Source organism: Pseudomonas sp. NFIX10, assembly GCF_900111955.1.
GTDB lineage: Bacteria > Pseudomonadota > Gammaproteobacteria > Pseudomonadales > Pseudomonadaceae > Aquipseudomonas > Aquipseudomonas fluorescens_AA.
On sequence record NZ_FOKH01000010.1, the window covers coordinates 130,848 to 147,221 of the forward strand.

General features: G+C 61.1%; 16 protein-coding genes. 10 read left to right on the forward strand and 6 right to left on the reverse strand.

Annotation, left to right across the window (positions count from 1 at the left end):
• Positions 1-62: 62 nt before the first annotated feature.
• Together BM321_RS11745 and BM321_RS11750 are read right to left on the reverse strand one after the other, a co-directional pair.
• Entirely contained in the window at positions 63-503 is a 441-nt protein-coding gene (locus tag BM321_RS11745) for a MarR family winged helix-turn-helix transcriptional regulator (RefSeq protein ID WP_092330798.1), read from the reverse strand.
• Positions 504-604: 101 nt separating this feature from the next.
• Complete coding sequence (locus BM321_RS11750) at positions 605-1,657, reverse strand: 2,5-dihydroxypyridine 5,6-dioxygenase (protein WP_092442628.1); 1,053 nt, start codon at positions 1,655-1,657, stop codon at positions 605-607.
• A 313-nt stretch (positions 1,658-1,970) separates the two neighbouring features.
• Between BM321_RS11750 and BM321_RS11755 the strand changes: the two genes are divergently transcribed.
• From BM321_RS11755 to BM321_RS11775, 5 genes are all read left to right on the forward strand, one after another.
• The gene (locus BM321_RS11755) at positions 1,971-3,119 is read left to right on the forward strand and encodes an FAD-dependent monooxygenase (protein WP_092442629.1); all 1,149 of its coding nucleotides are present in this window, start codon (positions 1,971-1,973) and stop codon (positions 3,117-3,119) included.
• Complete coding sequence (locus BM321_RS11760) at positions 3,116-3,925, forward strand: alpha/beta fold hydrolase (protein ID WP_092442630.1); 810 nt, start codon at positions 3,116-3,118, stop codon at positions 3,923-3,925. Before BM321_RS11755 ends, BM321_RS11760 begins: the two co-directional genes overlap by 4 nt.
• 15 nt (positions 3,926-3,940) lie before the next feature.
• Positions 3,941-4,693, forward strand: coding sequence for a maleate cis-trans isomerase family protein (locus BM321_RS11765; protein ID WP_092442631.1), 753 nt, complete (start codon positions 3,941-3,943; stop codon positions 4,691-4,693).
• Between the two features lie 11 nt (positions 4,694-4,704).
• Positions 4,705-5,328 carry an N-carbamoylsarcosine amidohydrolase gene (locus BM321_RS11770; RefSeq protein WP_092442632.1) on the forward strand — a complete coding sequence of 208 codons (624 nt, stop codon included), beginning with the start codon at positions 4,705-4,707 and terminating at the stop codon, positions 5,326-5,328.
• Positions 5,329-5,472: 144 nt separating this feature from the next.
• The gene (locus BM321_RS11775) at positions 5,473-6,780 is read left to right on the forward strand and encodes an MFS transporter (protein WP_092168137.1); all 1,308 of its coding nucleotides are present in this window, start codon (positions 5,473-5,475) and stop codon (positions 6,778-6,780) included.
• A 282-nt stretch (positions 6,781-7,062) separates the two neighbouring features.
• Here BM321_RS11775 and BM321_RS11780 read toward each other — a convergent pair whose 3' ends face one another.
• Positions 7,063-7,770 (reverse strand): NUDIX hydrolase, encoded by a 708-nt coding sequence (locus BM321_RS11780; RefSeq protein WP_072407643.1) that lies wholly within the window; start codon positions 7,768-7,770, stop codon positions 7,063-7,065.
• Positions 7,760-8,317, reverse strand: coding sequence for an adenylyltransferase/cytidyltransferase family protein (locus tag BM321_RS11785; RefSeq protein WP_092442633.1), 558 nt, complete (start codon positions 8,315-8,317; stop codon positions 7,760-7,762). The genes BM321_RS11780 and BM321_RS11785 overlap by 11 nt, the downstream gene beginning before the upstream one ends.
• Positions 8,318-8,499: 182 nt before the next feature.
• Between BM321_RS11785 and BM321_RS11790 the strand changes: the two genes are divergently transcribed.
• From BM321_RS11790 to nudK, 4 genes are read left to right on the forward strand one after another with little or no spacing between them, the layout of a single operon-like run.
• Complete coding sequence (locus BM321_RS11790; protein WP_092330821.1) at positions 8,500-9,147, forward strand: nicotinamidase; 648 nt, start codon at positions 8,500-8,502, stop codon at positions 9,145-9,147.
• A gap of 9 nt (positions 9,148-9,156) precedes the next feature.
• Positions 9,157-10,386: a nicotinate phosphoribosyltransferase gene (gene pncB, locus BM321_RS11795; protein WP_092442634.1), complete on the forward strand. Its 1,230-nt coding sequence runs from the start codon at positions 9,157-9,159 to the stop codon at positions 10,384-10,386.
• A gap of 1 nt (position 10,387) precedes the next feature.
• Positions 10,388-11,221: an ammonia-dependent NAD(+) synthetase gene (gene nadE, locus BM321_RS11800; protein ID WP_092442635.1), complete on the forward strand. Its 834-nt coding sequence runs from the start codon at positions 10,388-10,390 to the stop codon at positions 11,219-11,221.
• A gap of 42 nt (positions 11,222-11,263) precedes the next feature.
• Positions 11,264-11,860 (forward strand): GDP-mannose pyrophosphatase NudK, encoded by a 597-nt coding sequence (gene nudK / locus BM321_RS11805; RefSeq protein WP_092330828.1) that lies wholly within the window; start codon positions 11,264-11,266, stop codon positions 11,858-11,860.
• On the opposite strand, the gene ftrA is transcribed toward nudK, so the two are convergent.
• Positions 11,817-12,842, reverse strand: coding sequence for a transcriptional regulator FtrA (gene ftrA / locus BM321_RS11810; RefSeq protein ID WP_092442636.1), 1,026 nt, complete (start codon positions 12,840-12,842; stop codon positions 11,817-11,819). The genes nudK and ftrA overlap by 44 nt on opposite strands.
• A 131-nt stretch (positions 12,843-12,973) precedes the next feature.
• Between ftrA and BM321_RS11815 the strand changes: the two genes are divergently transcribed.
• A complete protein-coding gene (locus BM321_RS11815) occupies positions 12,974-13,963 on the forward strand; it encodes an aspartate-semialdehyde dehydrogenase (RefSeq protein WP_092442637.1) in 990 nt (329 codons plus the stop codon).
• A 54-nt stretch (positions 13,964-14,017) separates the two neighbouring features.
• Here the strand turns inward: BM321_RS11815 and BM321_RS11820 are convergent, their stop codons facing one another.
• Positions 14,018-16,231 (reverse strand): LTA synthase family protein, encoded by a 2,214-nt coding sequence (locus BM321_RS11820; protein ID WP_175534919.1) that lies wholly within the window; start codon positions 16,229-16,231, stop codon positions 14,018-14,020.
• Positions 16,232-16,374 lie beyond the last annotated feature (143 nt).

Consider the following 16,374-nt stretch of genomic DNA (forward strand, 5'->3'; position numbering starts at 1 on the left):
AACGGTGCCAATTGCCTGGCTGGCGCGCGGAGCCTCGCGCCAGGTATGGCAAAGCAGGTAAGTCAGGTCGGGTCGTCGATCATTTTGCGCAGCAGGAACAGCATTGCCACCCGCTCGCCGGGGTTGAGGTTGCTCAAGGTCAGCTCGCTGATCTGCCGGGCGCAGGGTTCGGTCTGTTTTACCGCCATGCGGCCGGCCTCGGACAGGTGCACGATTACCTTGCGCCGGTCTTTGGCGTCGTGGCCCAGCTCGATCAGTTCGCGAGCCTTGAGGCGCTCGACGATGCCGCGGATGGTGGCCTGGTCGACGGCGGTCAGCGCCACCAGCTCGGTCAGCGAGCTGGGGCCGTTGTCGCGCACCGCGCACAGGGTAATGAACTGCACCGCCGTGAGCTGCGACTCGCCAACGTTCTGCTGGAAGATCGCCATATGGCGCTGGTAAGCCTTGCGCAGCAAGTGCCCCACCTGTTCGGTGAAAGCGTAGGAAGAATCGGGGGAACTCATGGGCAGGACGGGTCCGCAGCAGCTGGAAAATACATACGATAACTCAAAGTTCACCACCGCCGCGCGCCCGGACCTTGCGTCACAGGCGCCAGCGATGCAGGTCAACGGGCGATGGAGTCGGCCGGGGCGACTACGTCACCAGCCAGTACCACGGCCTGGTCATCCAGGTAGATATCGCAGTTGCGCAATGGGATGTCCATATGGCACGGCGTCTTGCGCTTGCCGCCTACCTCGGTGTTGGGGCCGGTGGAGAACAGGAAGTTGCCATAGAACGCGCGGGCGTCCATGCACATGCCGTCGTTCTTGTCGTGCAAGCCCATGGCGGTCCACTGCGCGCGAGGCTGCAGGCCCCAGCCGATATGGGAGATACCGTACACCTCGGGGTCGTTGAAGTACTTCATGTACTCGCGCAGGTACTCGGCTTCGAAACCGCCGTGGATCTGGGTGATGAAGCCCTTTTCGATCTCCAGGGTAATGCGCTCGCGGCAGTAGGTCTTGAACGGCAGCAAGATATCGCCTACGTCCAATACCAGGGTGCCTTCGGCGGTTTCCTCGTTCGGCCAGGTGAACAGAAAGCCGCTGGGCCAGTGGTCCCAGCGGCCCGGGGCGTCGGCGTAACCGTATTCGGTCACGGCCGGGTATTGGCCCAGCGCGGCGCGAAATTCGCTGCCGGCGGGGGAACGTACGGTCATGGTGCGGGCCTGCTTTAGCACCGCTTCGGCGGCCATCACGCGGGCTTTGTCGGCCTCGGTGGGCAGCATGCGCGCCAGTACTTCCGGGGGCTCCACGGCCAGTAGCATGCGCGTGCCGGTCTTGAGAATCTGCTCCTGCTCGGGCGAGTGCAGCAGCATCATGGTGTCGATGATCAGGTCGGCTGCCTCCAGCGCGCGCTGGGCCGCGAGGTTGCCGGTGAGTGCGGTGTCGCCGCAGTAGGCGGTCATGTCATTACCCATGGCCACCGGCGCGTTGAAAGCCGGCAGCTCCACGGCGTAGACCTTGGCGCCCAGGCGCTGGGCGGCCTCCATTGCCGCGCGCACGGTGCGCGGGTTGGAATAATGGGCCTTGAGAATGGCCACACTCTGGGTGGCATCCACTTTCGAAAGCTTGAGCACGTGCTCGAACATCTGGGTCAGTTCACCGTCGCTGACAGCCATTGCCTCTCTCCTTCGCTGAATTGGAAATATGCACCGCGATGGCGCGCAGCGCTTCGTGATGGTGCGTATTTGTAATGTGTGCACTGTATATTTGCAAGCGCCGACACTATTCAGGCGGCTCAGCAAAGGGCGAGCCAATTACTTTAAATCGTATACAGCCTATATTTTATTGGGATAATCAGCGCTTATTCACAAGGTGAAATTTTTTAAATATTTTTGGATAGGCTCTTCACAGGAAAAATAAATAGTGCATACACTGTAAATGCGTTCCGGTCCCGCGCTTTTGAGATCGGTCATCGAGGAGACACGTCCCATGGGGGCAACACAACGAATCGCTATCGTCGGCGCTGGCCTGGGTGGCGTGGCAGCCGCCGCTTCGCTGCAACAGGCAGGCTTCGAAGTCGATCTCTACGAACAGGCGCCGCAATTCTCGCGCTTGGGTGCCGGGATCCACATGGGCCCTAATGTGCTGAAGATTTTCCGCCGCCAGGGTATCGAGAAGCAGGTCGAAGCCATGGGCTCGCACCCGGACTTCTGGCTAAGCCGCGACCAGGATGGCGAATACATGTCGCGCATCCCACTGGGCGATTTCGCCCGCAAGGAATACGGCGCGGCCTACATCACCGTGCACCGCGGCGACCTACATGCCCTGCAGATGACCGCCGTCAAGCCCGGCTCGGTGCACTTCAACAAACACCTGACCAGCCTCGATGAAAGCGGCAGCGACGTGCTGCTGAAATTCGCCGACGGCACCCAGGCCCGCGCCGACATCGTGATCGGCGCCGACGGCATCAACTCCCGGGTCCGCGAGCACCTGCTAGGCGCCGAAGCACCCACCTACAGCGGTTGGGTTGGCCACCGCGCGCTGATCCCGGCGCACAAGCTCGCCAAGTACGATTTCAATTTCGAAGACTGCGTGAAGTGGTGGTCGGGCGACCGCCACCTGATGGTCTACTACACCACCGCCAAGCGCGACGAGTACTACTTTGTCAGCGGCGTGCCCCAGGCCGAATGGGAAGGGGGTCATGCCAGCTTCGTCGACTGTAGCCGCGAGGCCATGTTCGACGCTTTCAAGGGCTACCACCCGAGCGTGCAGGCGCTGATCGAGAACGCCGAGAGCATCACCAAGTGGCCACTGCTCAACCGCCAGCCGCTGCCGGTTTGGAGCAGGGGCCGCATGGTGCTACTGGGTGACGCTTGCCATCCGATGAAACCGCACATGGCCCAGGGCGCGGCCATGGCCATCGAAGACGGCGCCATGCTCGCCCGCTGCCTGATGGAAACCGGCCTCAACGACTACGCCACCGGTTTCCGCCTGTACGAGGCCAACCGCAAGGAGCGCGCCTCCCGTGTGCAGGCGGTGTCCAACGCCAACACCTGGCTGCGCACCCAGGAAGACCCCTCGTGGGTATTCGGTTACGAGTTGTTCGACCATCCGCTGAAATCGGAGAACGCAGCGTGAGCAACCTTCTCTATGGTGCCAACGTGCAAGCCAACGGTATCCGCCAGCACTACCTGCGCTATGGCGGCAAGGGGCAGCCGCTGTTGCTGATTCCGGGGATCACCAGCCCGGCTATCACCTGGGGGTTCGTGGCCGAGCGCCTGGCCGAGCACTTCGACACTTATGTTCTCGACGCCCGCGGCCGCGGCCTGTCTTCCACCGGGCCCAACCTGGACTATGGCACCGACGCCTGCGCCGATGACATCGTCGCCTTCGCCCAGGCCCTGGGGCTCCAGGATTGTCTGCTGGTGGGCCACTCCATGGGCGCGCGCTTCATTCTGCGCGCCGCCACCCGCCACCCCGACGCGCCCTTCAGCCGGCTCGCGCTGATCGACCCGCCGGTGTCCGGCCCCGGCCGCCGCGAGTACCCGGGCAAGCTGCCGTGGTACGTCGACTCGATCCGCCAGGCCGAACACGGTATGAGCGCCGACGACATGCTCGCGTTCTGCCCGACCTGGACCCAAGAGCAACGGGCCCTGCGTGCCGAATGGCTGCACACCTGTTACGCGCCGGCAATCCTCAAGGCGTACACCGATTTCCACGAGGTGGATATCCATCAGGACTTCCCTCGCAACCACCTGCCCACCTTGCTGATGATCGCCGGCAAGGGCGGCGTGATTGGTGCCGAAGACGAAGCCGAGATTCGCGGCCTGCAGCCGTCGATCCAGACCGTGCACGTGAAAGACGCCGGACACATGATTCCCTGGGACGATTTCGAAGGCTTCTTCGCCGCCTTCGGCACCTTCCTTGGCCGCCCCCTCAGCTGATTCCGGAGACACGACATGACTAAGCTCTACCGTATCGGCCAGATAGTGCCGAGCTCCAATACCACCATGGAAACCGAGATACCGGCGATGCTCACTGCGCGCCAGTCGATCCGCCCCGAGCGCTTCACCTACCACTCGGCTCGTATGCGCATGAAGCACGTGAAGAAGGAAGAGCTGGCGGCCATGGACGCCCAGTCCGACCGCTGCGCTCTGGAGTTGTCCGACGCCCGCGTCGACGTGTTGGGCTATGCCTGCCTGGTGGCGATCATGGCCATGGGTCGCGGCTACCACCGTGAATCCCAGCAGCGCCTGGGCCAGGTGGTGATGGACAACGACTCTCAGGCCAAGGTGATCACCAGCGCCGGCGCCCTGGTCGATGGCCTCAAGGTGCTGGGCGCCAAGCGTATCGCCCTTGTGGCGCCGTACATGAAGCCGCTGACCGAACTGGTCGTCGACTACATCCAGCACGAAGGCATCGAGGTCAAGGTGTGGCATGCCCTGGAAATTCCGGACAACCTTGAAGTGGCCCGTCATGACCCGGCTAACCTGCCGGGCATCGTCGCAGGCCTCGACCTGACCGACATCGATGTCATCGTGCTCTCGGCCTGCGTGCAGATGCCTTCCCTGGGTGCCGTCGCCAAGGTCGAGGCGCAAACCGGCAAGCCGGTGCTCACCGCCGCCATCGCCACCACCTATGCCATGCTCAAGGCCCTGCAATTGGAGCCGATCGTGCCCGGCGCCGGTGCCTTGCTGTCCGGCGCGTACTGAGGAGTTCCGCCATGACCACCGCAGAGGACAACTACGCCGGCGTCTGGGGCAACCGCGTCGGCTTCGGCCAACGCCCCGCGCTGCTGCTGATCGACTTCATGCAAGGCTACACCACCGAAGGCGCGCCACTGTACGCGCCGGGGGTGGTCGAGGCCGTTGCCCATAGCGTCGAGCTGCTGGCCGCCGCGCGGGCCAAGGGCATTCCGGTGATCCACACCAACATCCGCTACCACCCCGGGCATTTCGCCGACGGCGGCATGTGGGTGAAGAAGGCGCCGGTGATGAAGGACATGGTCGAGGGCAACCCCCTGGCGGCCTTCTGCCCTGAAGTGCTGCCGCTGCCGAGCGAAGTGGTGCTGACCAAGCAGTACGCCAGCGCCTTCTTCGGTACCAGCCTGGCACCCATGCTGCAGGCATTGGGCATCGATACCTTGATCATGGCTGGCTGTTCCACTAGCGGTTGCGTGCGCGCTACTGCGGTGGACGCCGTACAGCATGGTTTGCGCGGCATAGTCGTACGTGAATGCGTAGGCGACCGACACCAGGTGCCGCACGAGGCAAATCTGTTCGATATCGACAACAAATATGGTGACGTTGTCGCTAAAGCCGAAGCCATTGATTACTTGCACCGATAGATCGAGTGACCCCAAGCGTAACAGCCGTCCAAAAAGAGACGGGTTCCGATAATAGACAGGGCCGCTAGAGCCTCGACTTCCTGACTACCGATTCAAACATATGCCATTGCGCGCCGCTGCTGCGGCAGAATCAGGAGTAGCATCATGTCACTCAGCAATACACAAGCCCCCGGTGCGATAGACCTCAGTCATTCGGACACCTATCGCAAGATCGTCTGGCGCATCATCCCGTTCCTGTGCTTCTGCTACTTAGCGTCCTATTTGGACCGTATAAACGTCGGCTTCGCGAAATTACAGATGCTTGACTCGCTCCACATGAGTGAAACCGTCTTCGGTCTGGGAGCAGGGCTGTTTTTCGTCGGTTACATCCTGTTTGAAGTGCCCAGCAACCTGGTCCTGGAAAAAGTGGGCGCGCGTCTATGGATTGCGCGGATCATGATCAGTTGGGGATTGCTCTCCGGCCTGACGATGTTTGTCTCCAACGAGTGGCAGTTCTACACCCTGCGGTTTCTGCTCGGGGCTGCCGAAGCGGGTTTTCTGCCGGGCGTGCTGTATTACCTGAGCCAGTGGTTCCCGTCGTATCGGCGCAGCCGCATCATTGCCCTGTTCATGATCGGTTTGCCTTTGTCGACTCTGGTCGGCAGCCCGCTGTCAGGCTGGATCATGGGCAACTTCAACAACGTCGGCGGCTTCGCTGGCTGGCAGTGGCTGTTCCTCATTGAAGCGATTCCCACAGTCGTATTGGGCTTTTTGTGCTTCTTCGTCCTGCCCAACAACATTCGTGAGGCCAAGTGGCTCAGCGAGGCTGAAAAGACCGAGCTCGAAGGCGTGTTGCGTCTGGACAACAGTGAGAACAAAGGCGGGCATTCGTTTCGTGAAGGTTTCTTCAACCTTAAAGTCTGGATGCTCGGCGGTATCGACTTCTCGATCCTATTAAGTGCCTATGCCATGGGCTTCTGGATGCCGAGTTTCATAAAGACCGCGGGTGTCACCAACCCTAGCCAGATAGGCTTGCTGGTTGCCATCCCAAGTCTTGCGGGGCTGATCGGTATGCTCGCCATCGGCGCAAGCTCCGATAAGCATCGCGAGCGTCGCTGGCACATTATCGTTCCATTCATCATTGGCGCTGCGGCGATGTTCCTGAGCACTTTTTTCACCCAGAACGTCGCTGTTACGGTGCTGCTGTTTTCCGTTGCCTCGCTGACGATCATTGGCGCAGTACCTGTGTTCTTCAGCCTGCCGGCCACCTTTCTCAAGGGAACCGCAGCGGCTACCGGCTTTGCTTTGGCTTGTTCAGTGGCCAACATCGCTGGGCTGGTCAGCAATTCGCTGATGGGCGTGGTCATGGATCATTTTCATAGCCCGCAGATCGCTATGTGCATCTTTGCCGGATGCCTGTTGCTTAGCTCTTTGCTGGTGATCGCGCTGCCAGCGAAAGTGGTGAACCGCTAAAAGCCTTTGTTCCGGACGTGCTGTTGATCGCGCGGGCTTTGGTGCCAGGATTTCAAGCTCGGCTTCGATCCTACTTCATAAATCTGTTCGGGTTTAGCACTGCTAAGCCCGATCATTCGTCCAGCCATCTGCACAGATTCCTGAGAAACCAGAATTTGGACGAGAAGGTATTTTTCGATTTATTTCTTGAATATGAAAAAATACTTTCACGTTCTCTTGTAAGGAGTCGGTTTCAGGGAGCAGCAGCGAATGGCGCCAGCATTTGCGCTGGCCCGCTAAGCCTTACTCGAGAAAACAACGATCGAAAAGATAAACGCTGGCCGGCTTGAGGTTTTCCACCGTGCGTTGCGGGCGGCCGCCGTCGCCGCTTTTCTTGCGGCCGGTTTCCTGCAAATAACCCGCCTCGGTCATCTTCAGTAAACGCTGGCGCATGCTGGTCTTGAGCACCGGGCGGTCGAGCACTACGGAGAAAATGCTCACCGCTTCCGGCGCGCTGAATTCCGGGCCCAGGAACATCAGCGGCAGGCTGCTGTAGAGGGCTTTGGACAACAACCGTTCCTGGACCGCCGCCACCAGGCTGTTGTGGTCGAAAGGGAGTTTGATCGAGGCGTCGGCGACATCCTTGAGGGGGAAAAACCCCTGGTGTTCGGCGAGTTGGACCGCCTCGCTGACAATCGCCAGGTAGAACGTCGAGGATGACCAGCAGCGCGGATCGCGGAACGCGTCGCCGACGGTGCCGACTTGTTCGATCCAGGCCAGCGGCATGCCCACTTTGCTCGAGCTACGCAGGCGCTCTACGGCGTCGTTCAGCGTGAGATCTTCGACACCGCCATTGACCACGATCCCGGGCAGCGCCCAATGGCCGGCGAACGGCTCGGCTTCCCGTCGGTTCAGGAGGATTTCCAGCGCCTGGGTCTCCCGGCAGAAGCGCAGCACACAGAGGTCGATGGTGTGCAGGTAACCGCGGGCGGGGGCTGTGCTAGTGGGCATGTCGATTTCCGTGGGTAGCGTAAAGGTCATAGTTTAACGGGTTCATGCCGGGCGCCATCCAGTCGCTGGGAAGCGGCTCGCCCAAGGCCAGTCGTTCGCGAACCACGGTGCTGCGCACGTGGATCTTTTCCTCCACGCGAAGGATGGAAAAACGCTCCAGCAGTTCCTGCCCGCGATAGAAGGTCGGTAGCTGATCCGCGACATCCTGGCCCACCACCAGCGCGATCCGCTTGCCGTCCAGGGCCAGGCTGTCGGCGAGGTGGGCGAGGAGGGTGTAGCTGTAGATCGCGCCTTCAACGCCGCGTGCCACGACCTGCTCCACCCGGCTTGCACGCACTTCGGCGCGGCACAGCGGCTGAACGTTTTCGACGATCGCTTCCAGCCAGTTCAGGCGCACCTCATAGTCGACCATTTGCTTGCCGTAGGGATGCCGCAAGCTTGGGACCACCAGCACGCGCCTGGCCTGGCACGAGGCCTCGATCATCACCTGGGCATGACCGGCGTGAGGTGGATTGAAGGCGCCGCCATAAAGGGCTATCTCGAACATGGCTCATTCTCTGTTAGTACATGACATGTACTCTATCAGTAAAATCTTTTTTGTAAAAACCTGCTTTCTGTCGAACCACTCGAATCGGGTATAAATGGCACATCAAAAATATTTTCTACGAGTGGCTTGTTATGAAAGTACACCTTGTGTACTCTCGTGGCCATAAAGAGGAGAAACCCAGCATGAACAGCCTGACCCGGAAAACCGCTTCCTTCGATGTCGATGCGCAAAAGAGCTTCACGCCGCTATGCCCCGATGAGCTGCCGGTGCCAGGGGGGGACCAGATTGCCGGTGAGCTGAACTTCATCGCGTCCTTGGCCAGCCTCCGTATCGGCAGCAAGGACGCTCATTCGCCCCTGGCCCCGTGGGTGGTCGCCGATCACGCACAGATGTTCGTGCCCACCGGGCTTGAGCACGCCGACATCACCTGGGTCAGCCACTGTGTCCCTGGTACCGAAGGTTTTGCCTTGCTGGATCAACTGCCGACCCCCTACGACTACGACTATTTCGTCTGGAAGGGTGTCGAGCCGGATTTGCACCCGTACGGCGCCTGCTACCACGACCTGCACGGCAAGCTGTCCACCGGGGTGATCGAATACCTGAGGGGCCTGGGTGTCGAGCAGGTCATTGTCGGCGGGCTGGCGCTGGATTTCTGCGTCAAGACCACCGCTCTGCAACTGGCCGCCGCCGGCTTCAAGGTGATCATTCACCTCCCGGCTTGCCGGGCCATCAGTGAGGAGGGCGCCGTTCAGGCCATCCAAGACATGCAGCAAGCGGGGATCTCGGTTGCCGCGACCCGCGAAGAAACCATTCGCCTGGCAAACGCATAAGGAAAAGACATGGACAGTGCATTCGATTCAAGCAGCGGCACCATCCAGAGTCTTCTGGATACCGACTACTACACCTTCACCATGATGCAGGCGGTCTTGCACCAGCACCCGAATGTCGAGGTGGAATACCAGTTCATCGTGCGTTCCAAGGAGCGGCTCGGTCACCTGATTCCGGACATTCGTGTCGAGCTGGAAAAGCTCGCCGGGTTGCAGTTGCGCGAAGGAGAGCAGCGGTTTCTGTTCAACAAGCGTTTCCGTGAGTACCTGACCCCGGACTTCGAACAGTTTCTCGGCCTGTTTCGCTTCAATTTGCGCTACATCCACGTTTCGGAAGTCGATGGCCAACTGCACATCCGCGTCCGTGGGCCGATGCTGCATTGCATCATGTTCGAGCAACCGGTATTGGCGATGGTCAGCGAATTGCGCAACCGCGAGAAATACCCCGAGGTCGAGTTGGCCGACGTCACCCGCAAGCTGTACCAGAAGTTCGAATGGCTGGAGAAAAATGCCAGTCGTGAAGAACTCGCCGAGTTTCGCGTTTCAGACTTCTCCACCCGGCGGCGGCTGTCGTTCAGGGCCCAGCGTGAAGTGGTGAATGTGATGCGCAGCGATTTTCCTGGGGTCTTTGTCGGCACCAGTAACGCTCACCTGGCGTACGAGTTCGATCTGCCCCTGATTGGCACAATGGCCCACCAGTGGCTGATGGTGCACCAGCAACTCGGGCGCTTGCGCGAGAGCCAGAACGCGGCGTTGGAAAACTGGGTACACGAGTACCGCGGCCGGCTTGGTATCGCCCTGACGGACTGCATCAGCACCGACTTTTTCCTCAAGGATTTCGACCTGTACTTCGCCAAGCTCTATGACGGCCTGCGCCAGGATTCCGGTGACCCGATCGTCTGGGCCGACAAGGTGCTGGGGCGCTATCAGGAACTCGGTGTCGACCCACGCACCAAGGACCTGATGTTCTCCGATGGCCTCAACTTCGAAAAGTGCCTGCCGATCCTGCGGCATGTTCGTGGCAAGGCCAAATTCGGGTTTGGCATGGGCACCAGCCTGGCTTGCGATGTCGACGGTGTCGAACCGCTGAGCATCGTCATGAAACTGGTGCGGGTCCATGGCGAGCCGGTGGTGAAGTTCTCCGACGATCCGATCAAGAACGTCTGCGAGGATGCCTCGTTTCTGCGGTACGCCGCTCAAGTGTTCAACGTCACCCTGATCAATCCGCAGTTGGGAGCTTGATATGACTTCGTTTCAGCAAGAGAGCATTGCCCGGGAACTGGGCATCGACCGCCGACTCACACGGGGCGGCGAAGCAACCGAGATTGCCCGCCGCGTCGAGTTCATAAAGCAGATCTTGCGCGAGTCGGGTTGCCAGTCCCTGGTCCTGGGGATCAGTGGCGGCGTCGACTCCCTCACTGCCGGCCGCCTCTGCCAGTTGGCGGTGGAGCAACTGCGGGGTGAAGACTACGCGGCGCGGTTTATCGCCGTCCGGCTGCCGTACAAGGCCCAGGCCGATGAGCAGGACGCCCAGGCTTCCCTGGACTTCATCCGGCCGGACGTGATCACCACCAGCAACATCGCCGCGTGCGTCGACGGGCTGATGGGCAGTATCGCCATCGATGGCTTGCAGCCTTCGGCCGAACTCACCGACTTTGCCAAAGGCAACGCCAAGGCCCGGGCACGGATGCTGGCGCAATACGCCATTGCCAATCTGAGCAACGGGTTGGTGGTGGGCACCGATCATGGGGCAGAGGCGGTGATGGGATTTTTCACCAAGTTCGGCGACGGCGCGTGCGACCTGGCACCGTTGTCCGGGCTGACGAAGACCCAGGTGAGGTTGTTGGCCGACGCGATGGGCGCCCCCGCGCACCTGGTGCGCAAGGCGCCGACCGCGGACCTGGAAGACCTGGCGCCCGGCAAGTTGGATGAAGTGGCGTATGGCTGCAGCTACGAGGAAATCGATGCGTACCTGATGGGCGAAGAGGTGTCGCCCCAGGCGCGCCAGATCATTGAACGCGCCTACCTCAAGACAGCCCACAAACGCGCATTGCCACGCGTCCCTGCATCGTTGTAATAGGGTTCTAATGGGACCTTTGGCTTTGAACGGAGTGGGTAAATGACACAGGCAATCAGCATCAAGGATCGCGTACGCATCAAGCACGTCGAAGTCCTCTCGGACGATTGGTACGTGCTGCGCAAGACCACCTATGACTACCTCGGCCGCAACGGCCAATGGCGCGAACTGACGCGCGAGACCTATGACCGGGGCAACGGCGCCACCATCCTGCTGTATAGCAAGGCCAAGCAAACGGTGGTGTTGACCCGGCAGTTCCGCTTCCCGGCCTTCGTCAACGGGCACGATGACCTGTTGATAGAAACCTGCGCCGGCCTGTTGGACAACGACGACCCGCACACCTGCATCCGCAAGGAAACCCAGGAGGAAACGGGCTACATCGTCCAGGACGTGCGCAAGGTGTTCGACGCCTTCATGAGCCCGGGCTCGGTGACTGAGCGGGTGCATTTTTTCGTCGGCGAATATTTCGACGAAGACAAACAGCACGAAGGCGGTGGCCTTGAAGCCGAGGGCGAAGAGATCGAAGTGCTGGAGCTGTCCCTCGACCAGGCCTTGGGCATGATCGAGAGCGGGGAGATCTGCGACGGCAAGACCATCATGTTGTTGCAGTACGCCAAGCTGCATCGATTGCTGGATTAGCCCAGGCTTGCTGTGGGCGGACCGCACCGCTGCCGAATCTTTCGCGATAGGCGGTGGGCGGCAAACCGACAGCGTTCCGGAACGCCGCCCGGAAACTCTCCACCGACCGATAGCCGCAGGCCTGGGCGATGCCGGCCATGCTCTGGTCGGTGCTTTCCAGCAGCTCCCGTGCCCGGTTCAAGCGCTCTTGCTGCAGCCAGGTCTTGGGCGGCAGGCCGGTGGTTTCGACGAAGCGCCGCAGGAAGGTGCGCTCGCTCATGGCTACGCGCGCGGCCATGTCGCCGACGCTCAGGGGCTGATCCAGATGCTCGCGAAGCCACTGCAGGATGCGGGTCAGTTCGTTGCGTGGCGACTTGCTCACGGGAGCGACGATGAACTGGGCCTGGCCCCCGGTCCGTTGCGGCGCCATGACCAGGCGACGGGCCACGGAGTTGGCGATATGCGTGCCGAAGTCCCGGGCAATCAGGTGCAGGCAGGCGTCGATGCCCGCTGCGCTGCCGGCTGAGGTGATCAATGGCCCGGAATCGACATACAACACGTTCGGGTCGACCTTGATCAGCGGGAATCGCTCGGCCAGTTCTGCGCAGAATTGCCAATGGGTGGTCGCGCTCTTGCCGTCGAGCAGCCCGGTGGCTGCCAGGGCAAATACCCCCGAGCAGATCGACAGCAGGCGTGCGCCGCGGGCGTGGGCGCGGCGCAGTGCTTGTAACAGCGCTTCAGGGGGCGCTGCATGGTGGTTGCGCCAGCCGGGGATGACGATGGTTCGCGCGCTGTCCAGTGCTTCGAGCCCCGCGTCGACGGCGATCCGAAGGCCGCCCAGCGCATGCATCGGTCCTGGATCGACGGCGACGATTTGATGGTCATACCACGCTACATTCAGCTCCGGACGAGGCAGGCCGAAGATCTCCAGGGCGATACCAAACTCGAATACGCACAGGCCTTCATAAACGAGGATCGCCACGGTTCCGGGGTGAGCGTGCATTTGGCGTGATTCCACCGTTTGTTGTCTTGCGCTGCACTGTAGCGGACGGGCCCGTCTCCCTACAATCGATCGCAGGCAATCAGGAAAAACAAGACGGTTAAGCCTTTGCAAAGGTGGATAAGGGACGTGAAATGAAGAAAGTCGCCGTGGTGGGCTGCACCGGTGCAGTGGGCATGACCATGCTGCAATTGCTTGAAAATACCGATTACAAAGTGGTCTGCATGGCCTCTAGCCGTTCGGCGGGCAAGCGCTTGAAGGTGGGTCGGGCCGAGCACCTGATCGAAGCCTTTTCGGTCGAGGGTTGCGCCTCGTGCGATATCGTCTTCCTGTGTGTCTCCGGGGCCTTCGCCCTGGAGTATGGCGAGCGTCTGGCTGAAAACGCCTACGTCATCGATAACTCCTCGGCCTTCCGTTATCACCCGGCGATTCCGCTCCTGGTGCCGCCCATCAACGGTCAGCGTTACAAGGGCGAAAAACTGATCGCCAACCCCAATTGCTCCTCGGCCATTGCGCTGATGGTGCTGGGGCCGCTGCATCAGGCCTTCGGGTTGGAGCGCGCGATCATTTCCACTTATCAGGCGGCCAGCGGTGCGGGGCAGCCGGCGATGCTGGAGCTGCGAGAGAAGGCCAAGTCCTTCAGTGATTATGGCGACCGCGATGACAGCGAGTACTTCGCCCATAACCTGGCCTTCAATGTGATTCCCCAGGTCGACTCGTTCGAAGCCAATGGCTACACCCGTGAAGAAATGAAAGTGGTCTGGGAATTGCGCAAGGTGCTCGATGAACCGACGTTGGCGATCAGTACGACCGCGGTCCGGGTGCCGACCTTGCGTTCCCATGCCGAGAGCCTGAGCCTGCGGTTCAACACTCCCATCCAGTCGCTGGAGCAGGTGCGCGAGCTGTTACGCAGCGCACCGGGGGTTGAAGTGGTGGATGAGCCCGAGTTCGGCGCTTATCCGATGCCCATGACGTCCACCTACAAGCATGCGGTGGAAGTCGGGCGGATTCGCTACAACCTGATCTACGGCGAGCACGGGCTGGACCTGTTCATCAGCGGCGATCAGTTACTGCGGGGGGCGGCATTGAACGCATTCGAAATCATGCAATTGATCAAGTCTTGATCAAGCCCGGGCCCGAACATTTGGAACGCGCAGCCATGGCTGCGCGTTTTTTGTTCAACTGGATTGGGTCTCGCGGTCTTCCTGCATATCGTCCAGGTATTGTGGCTGGTCCGTCTGGTCCGGCAGTTCGGTCACGACGCTGAAGTCGCTGATCTCGATCGCGCCCACCCCATGACCGAGCAGATGGAAGGAGAACGCCTTGCGCTGCTGTGGGTTGTCGAAGCTGATGTTCATCACCAGCGGTTGGTCGGGTGTCACCGCCACATCCGTCGGCAGGTCCATTGGCACATCCTGTTCGAACTCCTTGGCCTTGAGGGAGATGTAGGCGGCATGGTCTGCCTCCACCGCGCGGATGGTCAGGCTGACGCGGGTTTGCGAACCCTTGGGCATTTCCAGGTATTGGGCACCGATCAGATTGTCGGTCCAGTCGTTGGTAACCTGGGCCGGTAGCGGGATCTTATCGGCGCTGCCGAACTGATAGTGCTGGTTCAGGGGCGTGCGCAACAGGGTCTGGTCCAGAGCGGTGGCTCGGGCGCTGATCAATCGGGCGCGCTGGCCGCTGTATTGCCCGCCATAGGTGGCGCGGTCGGCGATGAAACCTTCGCTGCTGTAGTAACGGCAATGCTGGAGGAAATCGCATTCGGTAAACGTGCCCTTGCCGTCGTGGTAGCGCAGCTTGCCATTGGTGAACGACATGATTTCCCGGCCCGTCGGGTAGTCCCTGAACATCGAGCGTCCGGATATCGACGTGGGCACCGTGAAGCCGAAGTAGTCGAGGATCGAGGCGGTCAGGTCCACGTGCCCGTAGGTGCCTGACTTGATCCGGGGCAACGGTTCCGGCGCCAGCGTCAGGTTGAACCCCCAGGACGAGGCCAGCCGCACATCGTCGATGCCATGGGATTCGTCCGAGGTGATAACCACCAGGGTGTTGTCGAGGATGCCCTGGCGCTCAAGGCCTGACAGGAAGTTGTCCAGCGCATCGTCCAGGTAACCCACCGCCGCCTGCTTGGCGGTGTCGTAGCGTTGCAGGTAGTCATCCGGGGCCGAGTAGGGTTGGTGGGTGCCCACGGTCAGCAGGGTCAGCATCCACGGTTTGTCCGCCTGCTGCAGTTGTCCGACGTAATCCAGCGCCCCTTCGAAGAACGTCTTGTCGTCCTTGCCCCAGGGAAACTCCAGGTAGGCAGGCCGGGTGAACCACTCCATGCCCAGGGTCGTGTCAAAGCCGATGTGCGGCATGATCCGGTCCTTGGCCATGAACCGCAGGCCCGCGCCCTGGAGGAAATGCGTGGAAAAGCCGTTCTGGCGCAACTGGGCCGGCAGGCAGGCCTGGTTGCGCTGGGTCTGGTTGAGCATTTCGACGCCTTTGGGTGTGCCGTCGTCGAGCTTGTCGTAGTCGCCACACAGCATCGCGTACAAGCCACGAATGGTCTGGTGGCTGTGCAGGACGTAATCGGGAGTGTTCATGCCACGCTCGGCCCAGGCGCTGAGATTGGGCATCAGGTTTTCCTGATAGCGGCTGTTCAAGGCCTGGCGATTGGCACTCACGTAGGCGCCGGGAATGCCCTCCAGGGCGATGACCAGGACATTGCGCGCACGCCCCGGTTCGGCCAGCAGCCTGTTGCCATCGAGGTCCAGGCGGGTCAGCCCCGCCATGGGCGGGGCGGGGTCCACGGCATCGCCGTCGAGCCATTGCCGGGCTTGGTCCTGCCCGGCGGCGATACCTGCGGTGACGAGTTGGTGAGGCAGGTTGAACACGTTCCATTGGTCCGCTTCACTGGGACGCCAGGCTTGCAGCGCGCCATGGCTCAGCAGGAGCAACACGGGCACGGCCCAGGCGTGACGAGGCAAGCGTGGTGCCGGGTGTGGGCGACTGGTCCATTGGGCCATCAGCCAGAGCGCCAGCGCGGCCAACTGGACCGCGGCCAGCCACGGATGGGCGAAGCCGCCGCTGGTGGAGTTTTCAACGAACTGCGGGTCGGTCAGGTAATGAATGTCCGAAGGATTGGGCATCCGCCCTACCGCACTGACCAATTCGATGCTGGTCAGCGTCAATGCGCTCCAGGCCAGTAATACCGGGAACGCCAGCCACCCGGGACGGCGATGAAGCAGCACGATCAGCAACCCGCCGATACCCAGGTCCGAGAGATAGCCCAGCGGATCGGACCAGCCCAGGGCGAGACGCAGGCCCATGGGAACGAGTAATACGCAGCCGATCAGGGTGATGAGGGCGGCGCGGGGGTGGGTTGAAGCGCGATAAATGATATTCACGAGAAACGGGCCTTTCAGTTGAAGCCAATCCATTGAACGACACACCCACTCTGTGGGAGCGAGCTTGCTCGCGATAGCGGTGTGTCAGTCCATATGGCGTGTGACTGACTGACGCCATCGCGAGCAAGCTCGCTCCCACAGAA